The following is a 25,619-nucleotide window of genomic DNA, read 5'->3' on the forward strand; positions in this document are numbered from 1 at the left end:
TGTGTAATGATAAAAAACAACTGAATTAAATTAAAAAATTAAATAAAAAACAAAATAACATTAATTTAAAAATTAATGTTATTTTGTTTATTTTAACAAATGTTATTTTGTGATAAAATTACAATATATAAAAATAGAGTGGAAAATGATGAAATCAATTTTTGAATACCCGAAAGATAAATTACAATTATATTTAATTGCGCATGGTTTTAAAAAATATTTGGCAGAACAAATTTTTGATTGAATATATATCAAAAATATATATTCTTTTGATGAAATGACAAATATTTCAAAAACTGATCGAATTAAATTACAAAAATATTATACAATTGAACCATTAAAAGTTGTTGCACAACAACAATCAAAAAATGGAACAGTAAAATTTTTATTTCAATTAGAAGACGACTATAAAATTGAAACATTTTTAATACCGAAAAGTTATGGTAATTCAGTTTGTGTAACAACACAAACTGAATGTAGATGTAATATGACTTGCACTTTTTGTGTATCAAGGCTATTAAAGAATCTGCGGAATTTATCAACTGTTGAAATTGTCCAACAAGTTGTTATGGTTAACCGTTACTTAGCAGCAAAGCAAGATCGTGTTAGTCACGTTATTGTAACGGGAATCTGGGAACCGTTTGATAATTTTGATAATACACTTAAATTTGTTAACATTATTAATGATGCAAAAGGTTATCAAATTGGTGCTCGTCATATTACAATTTCAACTTGTGGTTTTATTCCCAAAATTAAAAAATTTGCGGAGTTAAAAACGCAAATTAATTTATCTATTTCGTTGCATGCACCAAACAATACGATTCGTAATCAATTAATGCCAATTAATAAAGTCTACCCAGTGGAAAAATTAATGGATGCTGTGCGTTATTATATTGAATTAACTAATCGTCGGGTTACTTTTGAATATATTTTAATTGAGGATATTAATGATAGTCGTGAAACGGCGTTAGAATTAGCAAAATTAATTAAGGGATTAAATTCTTATGTTAATTTAATCCCTTATAATAATACAGCCATAGAAAATGGTTATAAACATAGTACTAAAATTAATCAATTTTTTGAAACTTTACAACAACAAAAAATTAATTGTATTATACGACGTGAATTTGGCTATGATATTGATGTTTCTTGTTGACAATTGCGCGCTAAAAATGAAGAAATTATTATAAAATAATTATGCAAATACGGTTTGGATATAGAACTGATATTGGTGCTTATCGTAATGGTAATCAAGATTACTTTGATTTTGCTAACAATAGTTTTAATAATTATATTTCGATTGTTTGTGACGGAATGGGTGGCCATCAGTATGGGGAAGTTGCTAGTAAAGTTGCTGTTGATAGTTTAGTCGAACATTTTAAACGAACAAATTTTAATCATTTATCGGATGAAGAAATTAACAAATGATTTAAACAAACAATTTTAGCAATTCAAGAAGAAATGGTTAATTATGCACAAGTTTATCCTGATACGAGTGATATGGGAACAACTGTTGTAGCAGCATTAATTGCAAATGGAAAAGTATATGTAATTAATGTTGGTGATTCACGGTTATATAAATTACATCATGATAAAATTTATCAAATTACAACCGATCAAAATATGAAAAATTCAATAGATTATCGAGAAAAACAAGAATTAGAATTTCAAGGTCAGTATAAAAAACAATATAATATGCATACTTTTTGAAAAGTATTAACAAGTGCCTTAGGACCAACTAAGAATTTAAAAATTGATACTTATGTAATTGAAGATATTAAAGGTCAATATTTATTAACAACAGATGGTATTCATGATTATGTTGATGAAATTGATTTGATTGAAATCTTAAAATCAGCAAATAAATTAAATGATAAAGTTAAAATTTTAATTGATCGGGCATTAGAAAACTTATCAACCGATAATTTAACGGGCGTTGTTTTTGAAATAACAGATTAAAAATCTGTTATTTTTTATTGTTGTTTTTTCTTCATGTTTTTTTTGTGTTATGATGTTTACGAGTTGAAATAATAAAGCAAAAGGAAAGGGTGGATAAAATGGCACAAATCACAATTGGAACGATTTTACATAGTCGGTATCAAATTTTAGCTAAAATTTCTGATGGTGGAATGGCTGAAGTTTTTGAAGGTTACGATATGTTATTAAAACGCCATGTTGCAATTAAAATTATGACGTTAACTTTATCAAAAAATAAAGAAGCAATGGAGCGTTTTAATAAAGAATACAATTCAATTGCACAATTTTCCCATAATAATGTTGTTAAGGTTTATGGTTCATTTGAAGCATATGACCGTCATTGTTTAGTTTTAGAATTAGTGAAAGGTTATACTTTAAAAGACCGTTTATTAACATTAGGACCGTGTACTGTTAAAGAATTGTTATATTTTTTTGATGAAATTAATTTAGCAATTACACAAGCACACCAAAATGATATTATTCACCGTGATATTAAACCAGAAAATATTTTAATTTCATATGATGGGAAAATCAAAGTTGCTGATTTTGGTGTCGCAATTTTAGAAAATGGCGATGATTTAGAAAGTGGCAATATTATTGGAACATCAAAATATATGGCTCCCGAAATTGTTCGGTCAAAACCAGCCACTAAACGCAGTGATATTTATGCATTAGGAATTATGTTATATGAGTTAGCGATTGGAACAGCGCCTTTTGTTGGAAAAAATCCAACATTTGTTGCGGTGAAACATGTTAAAGAATTACCATTACGTCCGCGCTTAGTGAATCCAATGTTACCACAAAGTTTGGAAAATGTTATTTTAAAAGCAATTGCTAAAAATCCCAGTGAACGTTTTCAAACTGTTACGGAGTTTAATACTAGTTTACAAGCAGTTGAAGCAATTGAACATCAAAATGATAAACCATTAAAATTATCTAATTTAATTGATGTAAAGGGTAAGTCACACAAACTGTATGATCGATATTATTCTTACCCTTGGTTTTTAAGAATTAAAGTTGCTTGATGGTTTAGTTTATTGTTTGTTGGTTTTATTATTGCGATGGTTTGCTTTTGATTGTTTTTACCAATATAAAGTAATATGCATCAAACAGGGATGATTATTCGCATTGTTAGCGAGTTTTGTTATGTGAAAAATGATACTGACCAACAAGTTTATGCATGTAAAACAAAGGGGTTATTTCGTCATCAAGAGATTAAATCAGTTGTTGGGGATTATGTTCAGTTTGAAATCCAAAATGACAAGCAAGGAATTATTTATCAAATTAAACCACGAAAAAATGAATTATATCGCCCCAGAATTGCCAATGTTGATCAAGTTATTATTATTACAGCAATGGTCGAGCCAACTTTTAATTCATATTTATTTAATAAATATTTAGCATTTATTGAATATAAAAGTTTAAAACCAGTGATTGTTTTTACCAAGAAAGACTTAGTAAAAACAAAGGACCTTTATCAAAAATATTTTAATTGATATTCATCCTTAGGGTATGAGGTTTATTTTATTAGTAATAAAAAGGATGACAAAAAAACATGACAACAATTTAAACAACTTTTTCAAAATAAAATTTCAGTTTTTACTGGTCAAACAGGGAGTGGAAAGTCGTCAACATTAAATACCTTATTACAAGCGGAAATAATTAAAACCCAAGAAATTTCAAAAGCCTTAGGGCAGGGAAAACATACAACAACAACAAGTGCCTTATATGGGTTATTACACGGGATGATTGCAGATACACCAGGTTTTTCAACTTTTAATTTAAGAGATTATAAAAAAAGTGGTTTAGCCCGCGCGTATCATTTTTTTAATCAGTATGCTGGTGAATGTAAGTTTCGAACTTGTTTACACTTACATGAACCCCGTTGTAAAATAAAAGCCTTAGTGCAAGAAAATATTATTCCGCATTTTTTTTATAATGATTATATGCGAATTATGCAAGAAAAATAGAAAGAGGTAATGATGAAAAAATATATTGTTGCACCGAGTGTTTTAAGTGCAAATTATTTAATATTAAAAGAAGAATTAACAGCTATTAAAGCATCCGGGGCGCAGTGAATTCACTTTGATGTAATGAATGGTGACTTTGTACCAAATTTAACTTTTGGTCCAAAAATTTTAACTGATATTACTAATTATAGTGATTTATTTCTTGATTGTCATTTAATGGTTAAAATTAAAAATGATAGTGTTGAAAATTATTTAACTCCATTTATTAAAGCGGGAGCTTCATCCGTAACATTTCATTATGAGGCATTAACCCCATCTCAATTAACAGAATTTTTAACTTTACGTGTAAAATTAAAGTTAAAAATTGGGTTAGCCGTTAAACCATCGACCCAGGTTGATGTGCTTATTCCGTATTTAAATAGTCTTGATTTAGTATTAATAATGACTGTTGAACCTGGTTTTGGGGGGCAAGCTTTTATAGCTACCGCCGCAAGCAAGATTAAAACATTACGAAATTATCTTGACCAAAATAAGATGCAGACTTTAATTGAAGTTGATGGTGGAATTAATGCTGAGACGGCTAAGACTTGTAAACAATACGGGGTTGATGTTTTAGTTGCCGGAAGTTATTTATTTGGCCACACTGATTTAAAGACTCGTGTAAGGGAATTAATGATTAGTGATGAAAGCAAATAAGGTGGTAATTGTTTGCTCTGAAACAAACCTCGATTTACAGCATTATCAAGATTATTATAAAATTGGGGTTGAACGGGGAGCGTTAGATTTAATTAAAACTTTTGATACTTTTAATTTTTTTTGTTGTGATCAAGATAGTTTAACAGAATTGGAAACAAAGTTAATTACTAGTAAAGCAAAAGAAATTTTATTAGTTCCGAAAATGAAAGATTATATTGATGGAGAATTAGCCCTTCAGGAAGCTCTTAAATTAGAACCACAAGAAATTGTTTTTATTGCACAAGGTGAACGGTTCGATATGCAATTGAGTTGTTTTTACTTTATTTATCATTACAATATTATTTTTATCAATGATCACAATTATGCTTATTTATTAAAATCAGGAACGAATGAAGTGCTTTCTAAACCGGCATATCGTTATTTTTCCTTATTTAGTTTACAATCATCAACTATAACAATTACTAATTTAAAATATAATGTTAAGCAATTTCGGTTAGCAGAGTTATCGCCAAATACTGTTAGTAATGAATTTATTGGGTCAACGGGTAATATTGAAGTTTTATCGGGGCAGGTTGTAGCTATTTATAGTAAATAAAAATCGGTTGTTTAAACCGATTTTTTTCTTCAAATGGTACCCATGATCGGGCTCGAACCGATACGAATTTCTTCGGTAGATTTTGAGTCTACTGCGTCTGCCTATTCCGCCACACGGGCATTTCATACCTTTTTAATTTTATCCTATTTTATATAAAAAGTAAGGATAAATTTTAAATTTTATCCTTACTTTTTATTATGTCTTAATTATTTCTGTGAGCTTTATTTATTGCGCAATTTGACCCTTAATCTTTAATTTTTTTAAAGTTCTTGTTGCAACACGCAATGTTTTAACTTCACCATCAACAACAATCCTTACTTTTTGTAAATTAACATTTCATTTACGGCGGGTTGCGTTTAAAGCGTGTGATCTTTTATTTCCTGATAAAGATCTTTTACCAGTAATTTCACATTTTCTTGCCATAATTTCACTCCTTTATATCTACATACTTTAAAATAGTAACTAATTTTAAAATTAAAAGCAAGTAGAAATGTAATTTTTTATTTAAACCTGAATTGTAAAATTAAATAGGACAGTTAAACAAATAAAAATATTGTGTTAAAATCCAAATTTAAAAAAGGATAAATAACACAATGTATCAAAAAATCACAATAGAAAAATTAATTTCAATTCAACAATATCAAAATTTTAATTATTAAATTAGAAAAACAGCTTATGAAATAAATCAAAGTAAAAAAACTGTCCATATAATTTATAAAATGTTGATTGTTGGTTTAAACCCAATTGAAATTTATGAAAATAGTAATAAAAACAAAAAAGCTGGTCGCAAAAAACATTAAATAAAATTTACCTTTAAATTATTAATTATTTAGTTAATTATTAACACTATTTACCAGATATTATTACAAATATAATAAGAAATATTGACAAAAATTTTGGTCGTATAAATAAAAGTAGAGTAAAAATATAAAAATTATAAATTAATTAACGCAAAAGCAACACCACTTACATAAAAGTGGTGTTTTTTGTTTTTAACAATAAATATTTAAAATAGTGGAGGGGCAATATCTTTTTGATTAGCTTTAAGCATTTCCGCTATTTCAAAACACTTTTAAAAACTTAATATTACACTAGTTTTATATTATTTTAGTTAATTTAATATTTTGTTTAATAATTAACTGTTCTTTGAAAACTTAATAGCATTTTTAAGTGTGCCATTTTTTATTATTTTGCATATTTTTAATATTCCAAAATTTATTTTTATTATATATTTAATATATTTATTTAATTCTTAGTTTATCAAATGTATTTTCTAGTAATATATTTAAAAATTAACTAATAATTAAATAAAACAATTATTCAAAAATTTTTTAAGAAAAAAGGATATGGATTTTTCATATAAAAATTGTCCTAAAAGGGTTGCAAATCCAGAATCACTACTTAATAGAAAAGAAAATATAAACTATGAAAAGTTTTTTATCAGTCATATCAATTTTTAGTTTAACAACAACCATAGAAAAAACGTTAGTTGCATGTACCAAAGTTGATGATAGCAAAGACGAAAATAGCACCTCTGAAAATAATAATAATTTAGCAAAAATTAAAATAATTGAATCACCAAAAAATGACCATTATGGGAACAGCATCAGTAACAAAAACTGAGATTAAAATATTATTAGATTATATTGTTTTATCAGCAGTAAAATAAATTAATAAAGAAACAACAAAAGATGATTTTACTTATGGTGTTTTTAAAGATAACAATGACAGTGAATTAGAAACTGTTAATTTAAAAAATAGTAAAGTTGATGTTTGTGTTCGAATTATCGCAGCGAATAATAGCACAGTTGTGCTTGATCAGACATAATGCATTAAAATAATTTAACCACAGATTGAAGAAATAAAAAAGTCGATATTTATTTTCGTGAGGGTAATATTATGTATAGCACTTTAGAAATTAAAGCATTAAATCCAAATACAACAACTATTAATTAATTAGAAAAAATTAATATTGAAGCTACTCTTGTTACTAAATTTATAATAATTGTGAAAAATATAATAGAAACAATAACTGCTGATGATTATACAATTATAAATAATACTCAATCAAGAGATTATTCATCGCAAAAAAAGTCATAATTTTAGTTAAAGCAAAAAATACTTCAAAATATATTTATGGAAAATTTACTTTTAGGGATTATGTAAAAGCTATCAAATAATATTTTCATTTTATTAAAAAGATTAACGCAGTAAAAAGTTAATCTTTTTAACTGCATATTATAGTTTACAATTATTTTACAATAAAAATTGTTTTGATTTTAAATTAAATTGCAAAAAATAATTTTTATTTATTTTAAAAATAAAAAACAAAATAATTTTTGTCATTTTAACAATTTTGAACATTTTATGGTTAGTCATTGATAATTAGGCCAAAATACGATACTATAAGTATAGTTGTATTTTGCATATAATAAAATATTAATTATAGTAAGATACACTAAAAATAGACAATTTTTGGAAATAAAAATATGAAAATAGAGGTGGAAAATAAATGATCGGTGTAATTTCAACAGCATATTTTACTATGAAAGATAAACACAGTATTAAAACAGTGAAAAAATATTGGTGAAAGAACTGTGTAATTCAACATATTAAATACCATGGAAAAACTTTCATTATAGCAACAGTAGTATATGGTAAAGCAAACGCTGCAATGGCCATTACTTATTTGTTAGAAAAATATCCTTGTTTACAAAAAATTTTAAATGTAGACTTAGCATTATCAACAAATGATAAACATGGCACAGGAGATACAACAATCTCAACAAAATTTATTTATCGTGATGCGGACTTAACAGTTTTCAAAAATATTAAATATGGACAAATTGTTAATGAACCAGAATCATTTCAATTCGATGATGAATTTGCTAATACTATTAAAAACTTTAAATTAGGATTAACTGAAGGGGTTACTGGAACAGCAGATATGTTGATTTATAACTCAAAACAATTTAAAGAAATGGTTGATAAATATGGACAAACAATTGATGTGATTGACACTGAAGCTGGTGCAATTGCGCAGGTTGCGAAAAAGTCAAATATTAATTATATTGCTTTAAAAATTATCTATAATAATGCATTATCAACATGAGATAATGACCCAATTCATAAATTTAAAATGTATGAAACAGTTAACACATTAAAATATTTATTAAGAAGATTATTTAATTTATTAAGTTCAAAATATATTATTGACTTGTCAAAATCTTCACAAGATGATTTAGATTCAATTAATGAGTTATTTGAAATTAAACATGACCAATGAATTAAATTATTTAAACCAAATACACACAAAGTGTTATCGGGATTTGGACCTTCATTAATGTTAATTGATAAAGCAGAAAGAACACCAGTTGCCTTGGATATTATTAAAGTAATGAGTTCAAAAACGAAAGAAACAGAAGGACCAAATAAAGTAATTTTAGGTGAAGATGAATGGAAAAATGCGCCAAAAAAATGATTACGTAAGTTATTATTTTTAGAACAAGTTCGTGTTAACGATGATGAATTATTATGAAATAAATCAGCAAAATATGATTTAAATAATGAAAGATTATATAAAATTGAAACAGTTGCCAATGAAATTGCAGCTGCTATTGCTGAAAAATCTCAAGATAAATCATCATATACATATAATGGTGTAACAGTACTAAAAAAATACTTATTAGTAAATTGTTATGCTAAAATTTCATTTTACATTACCCACAATCAATCACATGAATTTGTGGAAAATAAAGAATTTGGGACACAATTAGTAAATGATGAATTTGTTAAATACTTGAATGAATCATTAAAAGATGTTGATTCACCGTATCAACAAATTGTTATTTATATGACAATTCCAGCATTAGATTACCGTAAAATTCCTATGTTTATTCCTTCAAATAAAGGAACAAACATAGGTGTTAAATTTGGCACTTTAAAACAAAAATACCAAAGAGATTACACTGTCGTTGATATTATGAGAAATGATTATGATCCAATCAAAGTTGGTTCATTCAAAGTTACAATTCGTTTAAAAAATGAGTAGTTTTTAACTAATTTTATTAAAAAACAACCTTTTGGTTGTTTTTTAATTTTTAAATAATGTTATACTTATTTATAATAATTAAGGTTAAAAAGGGGTGTGGAAAAACAAAAAATGGTTAACGATAAAGAAAACAGATTAAAACAAGAAAGAGATAGTAATAATTCTGGATTTAGCCCTGATAATATAAAAAGTAAAAAAGCAGAAAATTATCCAAAAGAAAAAACAAATGAACGGAAAACCCGTAGTCATGAACGAATTTCCCGAACAGAATTTAATTTACGTTTTAAAGCTTACTTTAAATCACGTTTATTCCGTGATTATAGTTATATTATTTTTGCCTCTTTTTTAGGAATTTTAAGTTATGATTACTTTATTGCGGTAACAACAAGTAACGGGATTACCCCTAGTGGGGTTGGGGCCATTGCCCGGGGAATTGCTATTGGAATTTGACCAAAACAAAATCAATTACAAATACAGACAAGTATGTACTGATTATTTTACTTTGTATTTAATGTTCCTTTATTTATTTTTGGTGTTATTAAAGTAGGAATTCGGTTTTCATTCCGAACAATTGTTTATATTGCTTTGCAAAATGTGTTCCATTTTACTTTTGCTTATATTCCTGTTATTAATCCCCAAGAATTATTTTTTATTGTTAATTATAGTAGTTTAAATGTTTTTACTAATTATGGGGGAATGTATCAAATTTGATTATTTGTGTTTGCCGCGGTAGCGGGAATTTTAAATGGAATTTCTTATGGATTAGTTTATAAAGGAGGATCTTCAACCGCTGGGACTGATTTTGTTTTTGCCTATTATTCAGTTAAGAAAAAAATCTCAATTGTGAATTATAACCGCATTGTTAATTATATTATTATTGTTGCAATGTTAGCTATTCATGTCACATTATTAAGTCGTAATGAAATTACAAGTATTTATTTTGGTAAAGATTGAGCGACCCACATTGACAAAATTAAAGAACTTGGCTTTAAAATTGATGAAGGTGGATTAATTAGCAGTGATATTGAGACTCACAAAATTAAATACTTCTTTGGTCCAGTGTTATTTGCTTCATATTTATTTGTTGTTGTGCAAACAATTACGGTTGATATTATTTTCCCGAAATTTAAATATCGTAGTTTAATGGTTATTACTTCAAAAGGCGATGCAATCGTTTCGGGTTTACAATATGTTCATTATCAAAATGACATTGTGCGAATTCCAGCGCGTGATCATTATGAAGGTAACGATATTAATAATGAAGTTGTTATTGTTTCAACTTCTGTTTTAGAATATAAAAAGATTAAAGCGGCAATTGTTGTTTCTGATCCGGACGCTAAAATATTAGCTCATAAACTTGATAAGATTATTGCTAAATATAAAGTTGATAAGTATTAACTGTTATAAAAGATTAAATTAAACCAAGTCAAACTTTTTTACAACATTGTATAGTCATGCTTAATTGTTAATAATATATTTTTATAATATATTATTAAGCATGATTTTTTGATTTAAGTTAATGTCAAGATTAAACAAACTATTATAATTATCCTTACTATTATTTACTAAAATGGTTGCTAATTGAAATAACCAAGTTTGGTTGCTTACTTTAATGCTGAGAATCATTTTTGATGTTGTTATCTCCTCGATAATTAATTTTTTAAGCGCCGGAGAAGTTAGAGCTTTGTTCATTTGGTCATATCAGAAAAAGTTATCAAAAGTTACGTTTTTTCTGATATTTATTTTTTTTATTTAATTTCCCAATTTTGTTGTTTCAATGTTGGAACAGTAATTATTAAAATTAAATAATGATATTGTTGAATATTATAATGTTTATAGATTAAATTTGGTTGGAGATTATCAATAATAGTAGTTGATGCTTGACTAATATAACCAATATTAAACTAATAATTATGATATTGTCCAGTCATAATGTTATCATTAACTTTAAAGTTAGGAAGATTGTCCAGATTAATTGGTTTAATTGTTCATTGGAGTTGTAATATTAGTAATTATTAATGATGTGAACTATGACTTAAACAAATCATGATAGAGGTTAATTAAGAACTTTTGATCAATGTTAATTTTAATTTATTCCAGTAATATTTTTTTCTGTTTTTTAATTATAATTATTAATATAATGGTACTTAAAATTATTACACAAAAGATAATTGCTAGGGGACAAAAATAGGTTTTTTGTAATATAAAACGAAAGTCAAAAACAAGGGTCATATATAACAATAAAGCTAAAAATTGTCATTAAAATAATATATATTATGATAAATAATAAAACAAGTTAAATTGGTTCGTTGCTAAGTAAGAAGCGGTTTTATCAATTTTTTTTAATTATAACTTTTTGATAAATTTGTTTAATTGTTGTTTTAATTTTTTCATTGTTTTGTTCATTAATAATTATTAATAATTTCCCAAAGAAAAAATTATTTTTTCTTATCTTATATATGACTTATATATGATATTATAAAATTAATCAGAAAGAAATGGTAACTTAAGAATGAAAGATTATAATTTAATTATTGGCAGTCATGTTAGCATGAATAAGCAGCAGAAATATTTATTGGGGGCTTTAAATGAAAGTTTAAATAATAAGGCTAATGCTATGATGATTTATACTGGACCACCACAAAATACGATTCGGGTTAATACCAAGCAATTTTTTATTCCAGAATTTTATCAACAATTAAGGGGGTGCCAGTTTGATATTAATAATGTTATTATTCATGCCCCCTATATTATTAATTTAGCTAACACGACTAATCCTGGTACTTTTGAAATTGCTGTTGAATTTTTAAAAAAAGAAATTACCCGAGCTGATGAAATTGGGGTTAAAACAATTGTCTTACACCCTGGGAGCGCCGTTGGAGCTCCTGAACAAGTTGGACTAGATCGTATTATTGAAGGATTAAATTTAGTTTTAACTCCTGATCAAAAAACAAAAATTGCTTTAGAGACAATGTCTGGGAAGGGAAGTGAATTAGGGACTAATTTTGCCCAATTAAAGTATATTATTGATAATGTTAAATTAAATGATAAATTAGGGGTGTGTTGAGATACTTGCCATATGAATGATGCTGGTTATCGTTTGATAGAAACTTTAGATGATATTATTATAGAATTTGCCCAATTAATTGGATTAAACCGATTATTATGTTTGCATATTAATGACAGTAAAAATCCATTAGATGCGCATAAGGACCGTCACGAAAATCTTGGTTATGGTTACCTGGGTTTTGAGACTCTTTTAAAAATAATTTATCATCCCAAATTAGATGGAATGATTAAAATTTTAGAAACCCCATATTTAGGTAAAAAAAATGATTCATTCCCACCTTATAAGGATGAAATTACTATGATTAAAGCAAAGCATTTTACTGATCCATTTCACCAAAACGGGAAAATAAAAGTAGATTTAGGAGGATAAAAAATGTCCGCAAAGAAAATTATTGATAATTTGTATCTGGGTGATCGTCATAGTGTTCCAAAAGATGTGAAGTTAGTAGTGTGTTGTGCTGAGGAAATTTATCGAGAACAAATTCAAAAAAATAAAATCAAAGATGATAATCAAGAATATTTGTGAACTGATTATGGGCATGTTTATTTTAATTTTAAAGATTATCCAACATTACATGAATTAGATGTTAATGTTGTCATTCAAGCATTAAAGATTATTGATAATAATATTAAAAATAAAAAAATTTATGTGCATTGTATTTGAGGAATTAATCGTAGTGCCTCAATTGTTTTTATGTATTTAGTTGCCAAAGGGTATATTAATCATGGTGATTTTGATACCGCTTTAGAGCAGTTTGAACGAATTTATCCTTATATAAATCCAAATCCAGGTTGATTTGATTTTTTACTAAATGAATTTCCCTACAGTCATTTAATTTCAAATTAAAAAAACTAGTTAGTTACCAAATTTTTTAATTAACGTTTATTTTTACAACACTCACATTTTTTATTAACACAATTTGTACAAGAAATACAAATTAAACAAGAACGGCATCCAACTTTTAGTTTACTGCAAGTACGACACGAAAAACAATCGTGGTTTTTAGCGGGACAACACATATTCATATTATTTACCTCTATTTTCTTTCTGGTTTCATTTTATCATAAAAAGTTTTATTATGATTGTTCCTGCTTTTTTTATCATTATCGATAATATTCATCAATTAATATTTTTAATTCCGAGACAAGGTCCTTTTTACATGATTTATAAATTTTACCCTTTTTAAAGATAAAAAACTATTTTTCCCTCAGCAATCCCTAAATAAACTTGTTTATTATCTTCTCTGGGTCCGTTAACAACACAACATAAGATGGTAATTTTCAATGGAATTTTAATATCTTTAGTATATTCTTCTAATTATTTAACAACTGGAAAAAGTTCATTTTATAATCGTCCACGAGTTAGGCGAGTAATAACATGAACAATGTTATTATCATATAGTCCTAATTAATTTAACATTCGTTTGGAAACTTCAACTTTGGCAACATGATCAGTTGATAACAGTTAATAAACTAATACGAATTATATCACCAATACCATTAAATAGGGTTGGGTGATAAACTGATATATGATTTAATTGTTCCTTAGTGATGACTTCCATCTTCTGTAATTCCCAAGCGAAGAGGATAATTTCATTCTTTACTATCTAAGGTATAAGTTTCAATTACCATTAATGATTTAGTTATTTTTAATTATAGAATAATGTCATAAAAATCAAGATTTTTTAAAATTTAAATGTTTAACCGTACACTTTTAATCATCGCTTTAGTTGTTCAACCATATTAATTAACAAGATCAAATGGTAAACTACTATGGTTAACCCCAATTCAAATCGGGTTTTTCATGGCATTTTACCGCAACTTTCTAATATTTTCAATACTACCAATGTTGCCGAAATTAATTATAATTTTACTAATTCCAGCATCAGTTGAAATCAAAGCAAAATCATAATTAAAATTAATATCCACCACAAAAGGACAAAGCGAACGTTCAACGATTGTTTTAAATTGCGCTGTATAATCTTTCCCTAAAACAGCAATTCGAACAAGTTCACAACCTTCTTGATATAATTTGGTTAATTTGTTTTAAAGTTGCTTCAATATAATGTGTTTTGATATTAGTCATTGGTTGAATTACAACTTTATTTTGACCACCTACCTATTTGAACATTACCGAACCGAACATTACTTTTCGCGTATTACTTCGTTTATTCATCTTTTGATCGTCCTTATCTTTTTAATCTTTTTGTCAATGCATAGTGAACGGCAAGAGAGTTTTTAATACCGGTATAGGGTAGTTGAAAAAATCCAATATACTAAAGGGTTCATGCTTCGATACATTACATATAATTATTGCTTTATTTTAAAATAATTTTAAAATAATCGTACGACTAAAAGCAAATAAATTCAAGATTTAAATTATTTTTTCTAAATTTATCTTAAATTAGATATTTAATATCTTTGATAAGGAATAAATAGTGGTCTATTTAAAACCTTATAAAATAAAAGCTATTTTTTGTTCCACTTATATTCCGATTATATTCCAATTTTATTCCAAATTCAAAAAAAAACCTAAAAAAGTTATTTAAATATGATTAAATTTTATTTTATGAACTATATAATAATAAATATCTAAGGAAGTATAATAATTGTACTTTTATTAAATTAATAATAAACAACACAAGTTTAGCCCTATAAATATGACCATATAATATAATCATACTTTGTATTATATTATATTATACTTAATGGATACCCTAAAAAACAATCTTACCGGATTGTTTTTTTTTTTTTTTTATTTTATTTGCTTTTTCTAAAAAAAGAGATTATGATATAAATATAAAAATAAATGATATATAAATATATCCTAGTAATATAGCCCGGTGTTTCTATGTCTTACTATTTAGAAAAAAAATATATAGGTTAATGCTTTTTCTTTTTAAGAATTAACCGTTCATTTTAATTGAAGATACCAGGTTGATTTTTTTATTTTTAGGAACATTAAATTAAAAAGGAACAAATTTAATGAAAAGAATTTTACAAAGTTTAATGATTATAATTATTGTGGGGGCTTCAGCTAGTAGTCTTATTGCTTGTACAAAAAAATTTTTTTTTGATAGTAGTATTTGAGTTATTACTGATGGCGGGACTGTTACTGACCTTGCTTTTAATCAATCGGTATGAGAAGGGGCAAGTAAATATGTTGTTGCCCAAAAAAATAACGGGGTTTTAGGATTAAAATGAAAAACTTTAGATTGACGATCAAGTTATTTTGAATCAGTTAGTCAAACACCTGGTGATTATAAACGTGCTTATATTACTTCTTCAATTGCAGGGGGGAAAACCTTAATTTTACCAGGCTTTAATCACGGTAACACTTTGGGGTGAGCTGCAGCTTTATTTGATAATGTTATTTATATTGATGGTAGCGGGCAAAATATCCATCTTAATATGTATCAAAAAGCTCCTTTAGCAAAAAATATTATTGGAATTATTTATCAAGCTGAAGCTTCTGGTTTTTTTGCTAGTTTAGCAACAAGTATTTATTTAAATGCTCACCAGCAAGAATATAATGGTCAATTTAAAATAGGTACTTATGGAGGAATGGACAATCCTGTTGCTGTTTCAAATTATATGTGAGGTTTTTTAGTTGGGTTTGATTTATTTAATATGATTATTGATGCACCATTAAACAATAAATGAAATAATTTAAAAGTCAAATTATTAGAGCAAGTTCAAAACATTAATCCGTCAATAACAACTTTACAACCGGTTACTAAAATTCAAAAAGTTTTAAAACAAAATGAATCATGATTTTCACAATCATTTAAAGCTGGCGACGGAAAAATTATTAGTGATGAATTATTGTCTCGGAAGGCTTGTATTATTTTTCCTGTTGCTGGGGCACAAGTGCAAGACACAATTAATCAAATTAAAGTTCATAAAGTTAATGCTAAAGTTGTTGGTGTTGATACTGAACAATCAAAAATTTATGGGGAAAATTATATTGTAACAAGTGCTCTAAAACAAATTGGAACTTCAACTTATGATGCTTTAAAAAATATTTATTCGCAAGAATGTGGTTATGATGCTCAAAATGAAATATGAGATTTAACATATCAAACCAATAATTGTTGAATTAATACTGATCAAACTACCTTTAATCATCCATCATGAACAGGGATTGAAAAAACTAAATGGGTTAAACAAGACCTAGTTGATTTTTTACATAATACTAGTGAAGATAAAAGCAAAAATACTTTATTTGATAAAATTATTCAAATATTACAACAAGCTTATAAAACAGGGATTGATAATAATGGGGCAATTGCTTCACATAACTTTACTAATACTTTACAAAATACTTACGGGACACAAACAACATTAAAAAAATATTTATTAACAGCGATTGAAAAAATATTATAATATATTTGTTAGTAACAAAATAAATTAATATAAATCCAATAAGTTTATATAGATGTAAATTATAAGCCAAATATAACGCTTTATGAAACTTTAATTGTAAAATTAAATATGACAGTTAAACAAATAAAAATATTGTGTTAAAATCCAAATTTAAAAAAAGATAAATAACACAATGTATCAAAAAATCACAATAAAAAAAATTAATTTCAATTCAATAATATCAAAATTTTAATTATTAAATTAGAAAAACAGCTTATTGAAATAAATCAAAGTAAAAAAACTGTCCATATAATTTATAAAATGTTAGCTGATGGTTGAAACCCAATTGAAATTTATGAAAATAGTAATAAAAACAAAAAAGCCGGTTGCAAACAAAAAACATTAAATAAAATTTACCTCGAAATTATTAATTATTTAGTTAATTATTAACACTACTTCACCAGATATTATTACAAATATAATAAGAAATATTGATAAAAATTTTATCTGTTCAAATACCTTATATATAATATTTTTAACTTTTCTCGTTATAATTTGTAAATTGTAAATCAAATGCAACACTTTATTTTTCCTGAATTTTAAATATATTTGGGACACTTTATTAAATATTTTGTATTAAATCCAATGAATTTTTGATCGCATAAAAAAGATTGGTTTTTAGAAAAAAACTTGGAAATTGAATAAGAATAATAAAAAAACTCAATATCAAAGAAAAGGGATGAGTAATGAAAATTAATAAGCAACAAAACAGTATGTGATGTTGATAATTGCTATAAATCAATATCATTCATTACCGAATAATTTTTATCAAATAAAGTTTTATGAATTTGTGAAAAACATAAATATTTATTAAATCGTACAAAAGATAAAAAACAAAAGCTATTTTATCAGAAACTAGAAAATTCAAAAATTATCTTTGATTGAGAAACTGATTTTTTAAAACTTTGATTTTATAAAACAACTTAATGCAAGTGTGGAACGGTTATTTTAAATAATTAAGTGCTTCCATAAGAACATGAGTTTAACTCATTCCCACAGCCAACCGAGGCGAGTACTGAAATAGTGTATTAGGAAATATATATAAATCGACGATAGTTTATTAGAACTAAGCGATAATTGTAATAAGTGCAAGGTCAACATCGAACCACAATAAATATAGAGATGATAACTTTATAAATAAATTTGCGATAGACATTACTGATGAACATTGAGCATTAAACAATAAAAATAATTAGGAGGAATAAGAAAATGTCATATTGTATTAGTAGTAATTACTTAAATGAAAAATTAATTAATAATAAAGCATTAAAAATTACAAATAAAGATATTATCTATGCGGAAATTGATAGTTAATATGATTTAGGTTGAAAATTAAATTTATATATTAAATTTGGTAATGAATAACAACATGTAGGTAATATCCCATTGCCAACAGATTTTGACTTAAATTTAAATTTAAAATGATATGAAATTGATGAAGTTAAAGTTTTAATAACTGATTATTTATAATATTAAGAAGCGGATTACAGGGTGATAAATTATGAATAATATTTGAAAAGATGAAAGTTGGTTATGTTTATAGCTAAGAAGACTTATTTAATATAGCATTATTATAATGCTATTCAGAAGAGAGTTCTTATGAATATATTGATAATTTAATTATGAATATGGAATTGGAGGAAATTTAATTATGGTAAATTTAAAGTTAAATAATAAAATTAAAAATATTACTTATCCATTTTCTTTAAAAGGTAATTCTTTTAAACTTAATTATTTAAAAGAATTACCTTTTAAAGAATGATTTGATAATAACGGATAATAATTAGTTGAATTTATTTATCGTCATTTTAATCATTATGCATTAAATGGTTATAGATATGTTAATTTAAAAGATGTAAAAAGTTCTATTAGTAAAGTTGATTATGTTTTTAAAAACCATTAGCATTAATTGAAAATTTTAAAGATAAATTAAATAAAATTAGAACTAATATTATTAATTTAGAAAATTATAGACCGCGTAAAATAAACGTTTGGGAAAAAATTATATTAATAATTATAGAAAAGAAATTAAAAATAATTTAATTAATGTTCAATATGCTAAACAAAGAGAAATGGTTGAAACCTATAAAAAGAACAATTTTTAAAAATTAAAGTGTGGCGAAGCGAGAACGAGAATTAAATATTATTACTAATAAATTTCGTAAAGAAAAATTATTAATTAAAGATATTGAAGTTATTGGTATTAATGATGATTTTTTACAAAAAGCTGATAAATTAGAACTTATTAATCTTATTAAAAACTATTTAATTGTTGATGAACAAATTGTTAAAAATGAAATTAAAGAACAATGAGATAGTAATAAAGATATTAATTTAATTGGTGTTAAAGGTATTAAATTCAAAATAAATAAAAGAAAAATAATATGGCAAATATTGTTGAATTTTTAAGAACAGATAAAGCAATATAATGAATAAAAAGTAAATTTTCTAATAAAAATGAAATTTCAAGATTTAAAAGTAATATAGTTGCAATATCAAATAGTAATTAATTATTACAAAAATCAGACCCAAAAACAATTATGAATACTTTGTTATCAAGGTGTTTTATTAAATTTACCCAATGTAAAGGCAATTCAGGTATGTTTATGTAGTTCCATATAATACAAAAAATAACAAGAATTATTAATGGTCGTGAAATACAATAATTAATTAATCAAGACCAAATTTCAAATGGATTATAAAGTTTATATTCAATTAGCACAAAAAAAGCGGTCAATATCTAGATATGTCAGTATCTGATGTCAAAGAGATGGTGAATTAGCAAATTATGATCGATTAAAATGTACTACTTTTAATTGAATACAAGATGAAGATAAAAGAAAAATTAACCAGTTATAGGTTATGTAGCATATTTTAAAATGGTTAATGGTTTTGAAAAAATTTTATATATAACAAAATAACAAATGGAAAATCATTTTATTAAATATTATAAAAATTATGCTAAAAATAAATCATTTTATATTGCTAGTTTTGATAAAATGGCACTTAAAACAAGTGTTAACATCATTGTTAAGAAAATAATGTATTATGTCAATCGAATTACAACAAACATATAAATCAGACCAAGCAGTTATTACAATTAATGATGATGAAAAGATTTATATTGATAACGATAGTAATATCGCCAAAAATCGGGGGCAGATGAGCGATTAACCTCTATCAAATAATAATATAATCTCCCCATCTTATACTGAAATAGCGGACACAAACGATAATATAATTAAAAAAGATGATATATCAAATGTAGTACCAGCAGTTAATAATAACAGTGATGAAGGTTGAACAACTTGAAAAAAATAGGTATTGACCCGTCAGGAACCGGTACTACCACTATTGTTGTTTTTGAAAATAATATATTTTAGATAAAAAATAATTTAATAGTAAAGATTGAAAATAACATTCTAAATTTATTATAAATTATTTAAAAAATGAAAAACTATTTAGGAAAATATTGACAAATAATCATAAAATATAAATATTTAATTTTTATATAGAATTGTTTATATACAAACGATAATGGCTCAAAAGATAGAGATGATTTATTAAAAGTAATTGAAACAGTTAAATACAATACAAAAAAGTACGCAACATTAATTGAATATCACCAAAACATAACAAATCAATTGTTAAAAATATGAAAAATTTAAGTAAATATAATGATAGTTGTATATAAAAATATTAAAAAGATGTTAATTTAACTTATCAATATGATAAGGGTTGAAAATATAATAATGATAAAATAAGTAATCATTTATGAGATACCATTATTATTGTTAATTATGAGGGTTAATATTATGAAACATTCATATAATCAAAAAACAGGAAAATATTATTCTTGCAAAATTCGAAATATTAATGTTTACTTAAATTAAAATGAAGAAAAAGCTTGAAATAAATTAAATTTTAATACTTATTCGCAACGAATAGAATATCTTATTAATTTTTATATAAGTCACAGCAAATAAAAATAAAAAATAACCAATTAAGGTTATTTTTTATTTTTTAGCAGATAACCCCCCTATAATATCAAGACTACCCATTCCTACTGCACCCGCTAACACAAGTAAAGTAATTACTAATTCATTACTTAATTTCATTTATTTTTTATATTTCCTTTCTTATCTTTACTAAAATAGTGGCCATTCATTCTTTCAGAACAAAATTATAGTTATTTTTTATATTTAATTAACCTTACTATAAGTAAGTATTATTTTAAGAGTTATTTTTTATATTTATTTCTTGGTTATTTTCTTGCTTTTGTTTTTTAATGTTTTAATTTTGTGTATTTTTAAATATTTCTTATGTTATACCATCTAAATTATTTTATTGTTTTACTATTCTTGATTGAATAACACACCAGATTAATCCAACAATCTAAACAATGTCTTAAATGGTCTTTTTCATTTTGATTTATCAATTCAAATAATAATTAAAGAAATTATTAAAGTAATGAAAGGTAAAATTGTAAATACTAATCCAATTTTATAAACTTTTAATCGTGGAATATCGATTTTTATATCTACTTTTGGCTTACTACTAACAACAAATACACCATGAATTCCATGAATAATAAATAAGGGTGTTAATAACATAGCGATGCCATTACCTCAATATTAACCATAATTATACCAATTAATATGATCTTTAATTGTATCATCAATCACCTCATATTCCAATCAACAATTTAATGTTAAAAACATTAATGTATAAAAACTAACTACTCAACTACTAATTTTATATTTTCTTTCCCATTCTCTAATATCTTTATGAGTTAAATTAATTATAAGTTAAAATAGGGTATTTTTTAAATCAATTTCAAAGTAAAGCACCCTTTATAATAAAGTTGTTTTATCTTGTTTAATTAATTAAAATCTTTTCTGATTTATTTTTTTCTTTCAATGTGTAAATCAGTAATCGTTCCATCTGTCCCACCGGCACATATAGCAATAATTCTATCATCTTATAATTCTACACGATGAGAAAATTTATTTTCTAAATCAAATGATCCAACAGTTATTTTTCCCTTAAAATTTTTGTACGTTGATAAATAATAATTATTTTGCATACTTGTTCTAATTCAAATATTGTATTTATAATTTTCTTTATCTCAATTTTGTATTTCATAATCAAACCTTGTATTATCTAAATCACTATTGTCAACAATTTCTTAATCATTTATATTAATTTAATATACTCATTATAATTAATTTTAAAAAAATCATTAATAATAGGATAATTTATATTTATTGAATTATCTGTTTGTAATAATTCTTTTAATCAAAATAATAATTTTGGATAAAAAGTTTTTTACTAATATGTTTATATTATTCTTATCATGGATGAGTTTAATTATCTAAACTATAATTATAGGGTCTAGATACTGTTTTTACTAGATATAATATCAATTATTTCACCAGTTAATTTTAAAGAATTTTTAACATCACAAGTAATATTTTTATTTGCTTCGGGTCATTAGTTTGTAAATAAGCAACCCCACCTTGTGGAAATGATGCACTATCAATTAAATCATTAACTCCTTTTGGTAAATATCAATTCATAACTGCTAATAAACAGGCAGATTGAATATAACTTAATCATTTATCATATTCAATTATTCCATTATTATCTTTTTTTAATCACGGGAATAAATCTTTTTTATTTATTTTATCTGAAATTGTGCCACCTAATAATCTATCCATTCATAAACTAGTTTTTAAAATAGCATTATAAATTAAATTATCGTTATAAGCAGATTGCTTACAGTCATTAATAGGTTGTCAAAGTTTACTTTCTTTTACATCTTCAACTGTTATAAATAACAAATTACTTAAATTATTTTCCATACAAAACACCCCTTAATTGATTACGATATTTATTTCTTAAATTAGATGGTTTATAACTATTAATATTTCTTTGTGTTTTTTTTATTTTTTAAATAGCCTGATTATTTTTATAAAACATACTTTTAACTAGTGTTTTATATAAATTCTTAATGTTTTTAACATCACTTTTTTCGCTCTCGATATCATTTTTTATTATTAATTTCACCAGCAAAATCAAAATTAAAATGCTTAATCTTTAAATTATTAATAAATTTTTTAATTTGTTGTAATTTTTGAATTGTTGGTAATGTTAATTTAATATTTCCTTTTGAGTATTTTTCTTTTAATTCTTGTGGTAATCGTTTTTTTTTTAATATAATTTATTAAATGACTAGGCAATCATTTTCTTAATAAATAACGCCAAAATAAAGTCCCTGCATTAGATACAGCATTACTTAATAATTTTCAAATTTCAACTGGAATACCAGGATAAACATATGGACCATAAAATTTTGGATGTTTTACTGTTTTTGTATATATTAAAATAGTTAAATTACCTGTTAAAGTTAATTTATTTGTTATATTAAACATACCACTATCAAATTAACTACTATTTAAAGATTGTCAATTAGTATTTAGATAATTTTCATTTTTAAATTGTTCTCTATTTTTAATATTATTATCTTTTTCTAATTGATTTAATATTTATTGTATTTCTTTTTTATGAACTTTTTTAATTAAATCTAAATAAGTAAATTGGATTTAATCATTTATAAATATCTTCAATTTTATTTGTAATTTTATTATATTTATCAGTAATATAATAAATTGACTTTAATACTTTATTTTTAACTTGATTAACGCTATTAATTAAATTTACAAATTTACTTATTAAAGGTTTATTTTCTAAATTAGATACTAATAAAGTTAAAACTCGTAATTTTAATAAATTCATAATTAATTATTTTTAATAACTTAATTTAACTGTTCCACTATATTTATTTGCATTAGCAATTGCTAATGCACTATCAAATTTTATATTATAAAATGTAAAATCTCCATTTTGATAACTATGATTTTTTTGATTTAATTGCTGTTTCTAATTCGGAAACATTATAAGTATCTCCTGACATTGTAATTTTTCCTAAATTAGGTTATGTAATTATTGTTCTAATATAATCCAATAGATACATGATAATTTTTATTTAAGTTATTAATTGCTTGATTAATTTCATCTTGTGTTGGTGCTTTTTCTAAAATAATTTTACATATTTTTGGATATAAAATAGTTGGTGTTGCATATTGCACTTTACCAATTCATTTAGGGTTAGCAGTATCATTATCTAAAACTTGTTGAATAGTATCCATATTAATTGGATATGCTCATACTTGTTTATTAATAATTAAACCATTTACATTAGTAAAATTATAACCTTTATCTCGGTTAACTTGTCCTTTTGTATATGTTTTTTCTAAATGAAAACTTTTCGATATAGGAATACCCATTGCGGTATTTTCATATAATTCACCATTAACCATTGCTTTTAATTGGGCTTGTGAACCAATTACTTTTAAATAAGCAGGTGTTAACCCTAAATAAGCTCTTCGCCCTAAAACCATAAACATTTTATCAGTTGGCAAACCAAAATATAGATTACTAATTTGATTTGTTAATTCAATCAAAGTTTCATTTAATGTAAAGAATGCTTTATTTACATCATCGGCATTTTCAGCTGTATAACCACGAAATGGAATTACTTCATATTGACCATCTGCTAAACAATAATCATAAATCCCCTGAATTAATTCACATTCTAAATTAACAAATTTATTCTGTACAATACTAGCAATAGCGTTAGCAATAACACCATTTTTAATATTTTGTTCTATTAATGCCAAGTCAAAAGCCTCATTCATTAATTTTAAATTAAATCTCTTATCAATAGGAACTGGAATTCTTGTTAATCCCATCGTTTGAGTTGCCCCACCATTTGGTAATGCATAATCATTTTGTCATACTACACGATTAGTTAAATTATATAATGCTTGTCCAGCATTTGGTAATCAAGCAACTTGTTCGGCTGTTGCTGTTGCATACTGCATAATACTTGCATATTCATTATATAAAGTCCACGCAATAAAGCATTAACCATATCAACATACGCTTTTTGATCTGTTGTATTACCCTCTAACGCAAAAGGTATTTGTGGCAAATTAATTGTTGCCATAATATTCACTCCTTATTTATCTAAGGTTTTTAAGTTTATAATCAGTTAATTTTTTAATATCTTCCGAAGTATATGCTCCTTTTTCTTTAATAATTTCAATTTAATCATTCTTATTTTAAACCGATTTTTCAATCATATTTTTAATTAAATTAGTTGATTAAACTGATGGTTGTTCTTGCGCAAACAAATCAGGTTTTAATTATTTTAAAGTTTACATTTTTGCAGTTAAAGAACTACCATTAACTTTATCTAAATTAGTTTTAATATCTTCAATTTTATTAGATAGAACATCCTTAAAAGCTTTTAACTAATCTAATTCGTTAGATGAGTTAAAAAAATCTTCTTTTGATATAATATCTTCGCGTTTTTGCACACTTTCTCTAATTTGCTTTGCTTCATTATTAAACTGATTTAAGATATTTTCTGTAATCTCTTCACTTAAAATTTGTTCTATTAATTGCTCTTTTGTAAGTGCCATTTTATAAACTCCTCTTTTTTATCCTTGTTCGATTAACAAGTCGGCGTAAAATCTTTTTTACGGAAAAAGATTAAACCATTACCTTTATTTTACACTCTTATTTTATAAATAAAATATATTTTTTGTATTTATATACAAAACTTAGTATATTTTATTGCTAATTTATCGCTTAAAATCACTAATTAATTGCATTTTTAAAGATAAAGTTTTTTAAATAATTCCTAATTTTGCTTTTATATATATTTACTGTGAGTAGATATATATAAAAAGTTTCAAGATAAAAGAAA

The 25,619-nt window shown here is 24.8% G+C and carries 25 protein-coding genes, 1 tRNA gene and 1 pseudogene; 18 read left to right on the forward strand and 9 right to left on the reverse strand.

Annotation, left to right across the window (positions count from 1 at the left end; genetic code table 4):
- Window positions 1-148 precede the first annotated feature (148 nt).
- The 7 genes and pseudogenes from rlmN to ACE38S_RS04140 all read left to right on the forward strand — a co-directional run bounded on the left by rlmN (window position 149) and on the right by ACE38S_RS04140 (window position 5,238).
- Complete coding sequence (gene rlmN / locus ACE38S_RS04110; protein ID WP_374697133.1) at window positions 149-1,195, forward strand: 23S rRNA (adenine(2503)-C(2))-methyltransferase RlmN; 1,047 nt, start codon at window positions 149-151, stop codon at window positions 1,193-1,195.
- Window positions 1,196-1,197: 2 nt separating this feature from the next.
- Window positions 1,198-1,620, forward strand: a pseudogene (locus ACE38S_RS04115) (PP2C family serine/threonine-protein phosphatase); the annotation flags it as partial.
- The gene (locus ACE38S_RS04120) at window positions 1,599-1,682 is read left to right on the forward strand and encodes a ribbon-helix-helix domain-containing protein (protein WP_374697134.1); all 84 of its coding nucleotides are present in this window, start codon (window positions 1,599-1,601) and stop codon (window positions 1,680-1,682) included. The pseudogene ACE38S_RS04115 and the gene ACE38S_RS04120, both read left to right, overlap by 22 nt.
- Window positions 1,683-2,057: 375 nt before the next feature.
- Complete coding sequence (locus ACE38S_RS04125) at window positions 2,058-3,071, forward strand: protein kinase domain-containing protein (RefSeq protein WP_374696516.1); 1,014 nt, start codon at window positions 2,058-2,060, stop codon at window positions 3,069-3,071.
- Window positions 3,072-3,092: 21 nt separating this feature from the next.
- Complete coding sequence (gene rsgA / locus ACE38S_RS04130) at window positions 3,093-3,947, forward strand: ribosome small subunit-dependent GTPase A (protein ID WP_374696517.1); 855 nt, start codon at window positions 3,093-3,095, stop codon at window positions 3,945-3,947.
- 12 nt (window positions 3,948-3,959) lie between these two features.
- Complete coding sequence (gene rpe / locus ACE38S_RS04135; protein ID WP_374696518.1) at window positions 3,960-4,643, forward strand: ribulose-phosphate 3-epimerase; 684 nt, start codon at window positions 3,960-3,962, stop codon at window positions 4,641-4,643.
- Complete coding sequence (locus ACE38S_RS04140) at window positions 4,630-5,238, forward strand: thiamine diphosphokinase (protein ID WP_374697135.1); 609 nt, start codon at window positions 4,630-4,632, stop codon at window positions 5,236-5,238. Before rpe ends, ACE38S_RS04140 begins: the two co-directional genes overlap by 14 nt.
- Window positions 5,239-5,272: 34 nt before the next feature.
- Here the strand turns inward: ACE38S_RS04140 and ACE38S_RS04145 are convergent.
- A tRNA-Leu gene (locus ACE38S_RS04145) sits at window positions 5,273-5,357 on the reverse strand.
- A 106-nt stretch (window positions 5,358-5,463) separates the two neighbouring features.
- Window positions 5,464-5,661, reverse strand: coding sequence for a 50S ribosomal protein L28 (gene rpmB / locus ACE38S_RS04150; protein ID WP_374696519.1), 198 nt, complete (start codon window positions 5,659-5,661; stop codon window positions 5,464-5,466).
- Window positions 5,662-6,663: 1,002 nt separating this feature from the next.
- Here rpmB and ACE38S_RS04155 point away from each other — a divergent pair.
- The 5 genes from ACE38S_RS04155 to ACE38S_RS04175 all read left to right on the forward strand — a co-directional run bounded on the left by ACE38S_RS04155 (window position 6,664) and on the right by ACE38S_RS04175 (window position 13,205).
- The gene (locus tag ACE38S_RS04155; protein WP_374696520.1) at window positions 6,664-6,867 is read left to right on the forward strand and encodes a hypothetical protein; all 204 of its coding nucleotides are present in this window, start codon (window positions 6,664-6,666) and stop codon (window positions 6,865-6,867) included.
- An 883-nt stretch (window positions 6,868-7,750) separates the two neighbouring features.
- Entirely contained in the window at window positions 7,751-9,289 is a 1,539-nt protein-coding gene (gene fib / locus ACE38S_RS04160; RefSeq protein ID WP_374696521.1) for a cytoskeletal motor fibril protein Fib, read from the forward strand.
- A 96-nt stretch (window positions 9,290-9,385) separates the two neighbouring features.
- Window positions 9,386-10,687, forward strand: coding sequence for a YitT family protein (locus ACE38S_RS04165; RefSeq protein ID WP_374696522.1), 1,302 nt, complete (start codon window positions 9,386-9,388; stop codon window positions 10,685-10,687).
- A gap of 1,114 nt (window positions 10,688-11,801) precedes the next feature.
- Window positions 11,802-12,728 (forward strand): deoxyribonuclease IV, encoded by a 927-nt coding sequence (locus ACE38S_RS04170; protein ID WP_374696523.1) that lies wholly within the window; start codon window positions 11,802-11,804, stop codon window positions 12,726-12,728.
- 3 nt (window positions 12,729-12,731) lie between these two features.
- A complete protein-coding gene (locus ACE38S_RS04175; RefSeq protein WP_374696524.1) occupies window positions 12,732-13,205 on the forward strand; it encodes a protein-tyrosine phosphatase family protein in 474 nt (157 codons plus the stop codon).
- Between the two features lie 965 nt (window positions 13,206-14,170).
- On the opposite strand, the gene ACE38S_RS04180 is transcribed toward ACE38S_RS04175, so the two are convergent.
- Window positions 14,171-14,398 carry a flavodoxin-dependent (E)-4-hydroxy-3-methylbut-2-enyl-diphosphate synthase gene (locus tag ACE38S_RS04180; protein ID WP_374697136.1) on the reverse strand — a complete coding sequence of 76 codons (228 nt, stop codon included), beginning with the start codon at window positions 14,396-14,398 and terminating at the stop codon, window positions 14,171-14,173.
- Between the two features lie 945 nt (window positions 14,399-15,343).
- Here ACE38S_RS04180 and ACE38S_RS04185 point away from each other — a divergent pair.
- From ACE38S_RS04185 to ACE38S_RS04210, 6 genes are all read left to right on the forward strand, one after another.
- Complete coding sequence (locus ACE38S_RS04185; protein ID WP_374696525.1) at window positions 15,344-16,744, forward strand: BMP family ABC transporter substrate-binding protein; 1,401 nt, start codon at window positions 15,344-15,346, stop codon at window positions 16,742-16,744.
- A 300-nt stretch (window positions 16,745-17,044) separates the two neighbouring features.
- Entirely contained in the window at window positions 17,045-17,173 is a 129-nt protein-coding gene (locus ACE38S_RS04190) for a hypothetical protein (protein ID WP_374695961.1), read from the forward strand.
- Between the two features lie 1,261 nt (window positions 17,174-18,434).
- A complete protein-coding gene (locus ACE38S_RS04195; RefSeq protein ID WP_374696526.1) occupies window positions 18,435-18,563 on the forward strand; it encodes a hypothetical protein in 129 nt (42 codons plus the stop codon).
- Between the two features lie 335 nt (window positions 18,564-18,898).
- A complete protein-coding gene (locus ACE38S_RS04200) occupies window positions 18,899-19,192 on the forward strand; it encodes a hypothetical protein (protein WP_374696527.1) in 294 nt (97 codons plus the stop codon).
- A 282-nt stretch (window positions 19,193-19,474) separates the two neighbouring features.
- Window positions 19,475-19,642 carry a hypothetical protein gene (locus ACE38S_RS04205; protein WP_374696528.1) on the forward strand — a complete coding sequence of 56 codons (168 nt, stop codon included), beginning with the start codon at window positions 19,475-19,477 and terminating at the stop codon, window positions 19,640-19,642.
- 189 nt (window positions 19,643-19,831) lie between these two features.
- Window positions 19,832-19,957: a hypothetical protein gene (locus tag ACE38S_RS04210; protein ID WP_374696529.1), complete on the forward strand. Its 126-nt coding sequence runs from the start codon at window positions 19,832-19,834 to the stop codon at window positions 19,955-19,957.
- Between the two features lie 2,270 nt (window positions 19,958-22,227).
- On the opposite strand, the gene ACE38S_RS04215 is transcribed toward ACE38S_RS04210, so the two are convergent.
- From ACE38S_RS04215 to ACE38S_RS04240, 6 genes are all read right to left on the reverse strand, one after another.
- Complete coding sequence (locus ACE38S_RS04215; RefSeq protein WP_374696530.1) at window positions 22,228-22,647, reverse strand: hypothetical protein; 420 nt, start codon at window positions 22,645-22,647, stop codon at window positions 22,228-22,230.
- A 294-nt stretch (window positions 22,648-22,941) separates the two neighbouring features.
- Entirely contained in the window at window positions 22,942-23,217 is a 276-nt protein-coding gene (locus tag ACE38S_RS04220; protein WP_374696531.1) for a hypothetical protein, read from the reverse strand.
- Between the two features lie 142 nt (window positions 23,218-23,359).
- Complete coding sequence (locus ACE38S_RS04225; protein WP_374696532.1) at window positions 23,360-23,581, reverse strand: hypothetical protein; 222 nt, start codon at window positions 23,579-23,581, stop codon at window positions 23,360-23,362.
- A 215-nt stretch (window positions 23,582-23,796) separates the two neighbouring features.
- Window positions 23,797-24,729: a hypothetical protein gene (locus ACE38S_RS04230; protein ID WP_374696533.1), complete on the reverse strand. Its 933-nt coding sequence runs from the start codon at window positions 24,727-24,729 to the stop codon at window positions 23,797-23,799.
- Window positions 24,657-24,854 (reverse strand): hypothetical protein, encoded by a 198-nt coding sequence (locus tag ACE38S_RS04235; RefSeq protein ID WP_374696534.1) that lies wholly within the window; start codon window positions 24,852-24,854, stop codon window positions 24,657-24,659. Before ACE38S_RS04235 ends, ACE38S_RS04230 begins: the two co-directional genes overlap by 73 nt.
- A 307-nt stretch (window positions 24,855-25,161) precedes the next feature.
- Window positions 25,162-25,332 (reverse strand): hypothetical protein, encoded by a 171-nt coding sequence (locus ACE38S_RS04240; RefSeq protein ID WP_374696535.1) that lies wholly within the window; start codon window positions 25,330-25,332, stop codon window positions 25,162-25,164.
- Between the last annotated feature and the right edge of the window lie 287 nt (window positions 25,333-25,619).

The sequence above is a fragment of the Spiroplasma endosymbiont of Polydrusus formosus genome, assembly GCF_964263245.1.
Classification (GTDB): Bacteria; Bacillota_I; Bacilli_A; order Mycoplasmatales; family Mycoplasmataceae; genus Spiroplasma.